Here is a 1,235-nt window from a genome sequence, read left to right as displayed (position 1 = left end):
CACCGTCACCTTGCCCGTCAGGTCGCCGGAGGCGGCCTTGGACACCACTGCCAGCAGCGCATCGACCTTGGCGCGCAGCAGGTTGGTGTCGGCCAGTTCTCTGGCCTGGCTGTCCTGCATGGCCTGCGCCATGCGGTTGAATTCCGTCGTCACCTGTCCCAGTTCGTCGCCCGAGATCACGGCGGCGCGCGCGCCGATTTCGCCGGCGGCGATGCGGCCCACCGCCTGGGTCAGATTGGTCAGCGGCGCCATCAGCGCCTGCGACAGCACATAGGCGATCAGCGCGCCCAGCGCGATACAGGCCGCACCGCCGGCCAGCAGCACCAGCAGCATGGAGCGCTGCAGCTCGGACGATTCCTTAGTGCGCGCCGCCAGCAGCCGGGTTTCATCCGCCGATGCGGCTTCCAGCTCGTCGTGGATGGAGCGGATCAGCGGGCTGCCCTGCCTGAGCTGGGAGTCCGATGCGCGGCCGATGGCGTCCGCCGCGCCGGGCGCGTCGCCGAGCTGGGCGCGCCGTGCCACCTGTACCTCGATGACTTCCTTGACCCACTGATCGACTTGCGCGCGCACCTTGGCCAGCCGGGCCAGCTGGGCCGGATTGTCGCGCGTCAGCTCGCGCGCCTTCAGCAGCGAGGCCGACACGTCTTCCAATTCGCCCTTGATGCGCGCAGCGCGCGTCGGGTCGCCGGTCAGGTAGTAGCCGCGCGATTCGGCCTGCACCTCGAGGATGTCGTTGCTGACGCGGTCGATCGACAGCAGCACGTCCATCGTGTGCCGGTCCCAGCCGTTGGCTTCGGACAGGCGGTTGAAATTGTTGTATGCCACCAGCAGCAGCACGGTGATGATGGCGAGAATGGCGCCAAAGCCGAAGTAGAGTTTCTTCTTGATACTCAGGTCTTTGAGCATGGGTTCTCCTGTATTCCAGTGGCAATACGCCATTCTGCCATGGGCCGCGTCCGCCATGGCGGGAAACTGCGCCGCTGTGCGTTCCCGCGCCTTACTGTGCATTCACCGAAAAAGTCGCCACGCTGCTCTGCAGCGCCCCGGCCGCATATTGCAGCTGCTGCACCGCTTCGCTGGTCGAGCGCAGCGACTCCACGGTCTGCTGGGTGGCGTCGTTCAGCTGCATCATGGTCTCGGTGATCTGTTGCGCGCCCACGGCCTGTGACTGCATGCCCTGCAGCACGGCGTCGAACTGCGGCGCCAGTTTCTGCACCTGCACCATCACGCCCGAC

At 66.5% G+C, this 1,235-nt stretch carries 1 protein-coding gene and 1 pseudogene; both read right to left on the bottom strand.

What is annotated here, in order from left to right; all coding sequences use genetic code 11:
• Window positions 1-906, bottom strand: a 906-nt coding sequence (locus ASD15_RS20025; RefSeq protein ID WP_157201045.1) for a CHASE3 domain-containing protein, incomplete at its 3' end; no start/stop codon positions are given.
• A gap of 91 nt (window positions 907-997) precedes the next feature.
• Window positions 998-1,235: pseudogene (locus ASD15_RS32795) on the bottom strand (chemotaxis protein); the annotation flags it as partial.

It is taken from the genome of Massilia sp. Root351, from assembly GCF_001425045.1.
GTDB lineage: Bacteria > Pseudomonadota > Gammaproteobacteria > Burkholderiales > Burkholderiaceae_D > Rugamonas.
The sequence above is the reverse complement of the archived record's forward strand: the minus strand, read 5'-3'. Positions and strand labels throughout refer to the sequence as shown.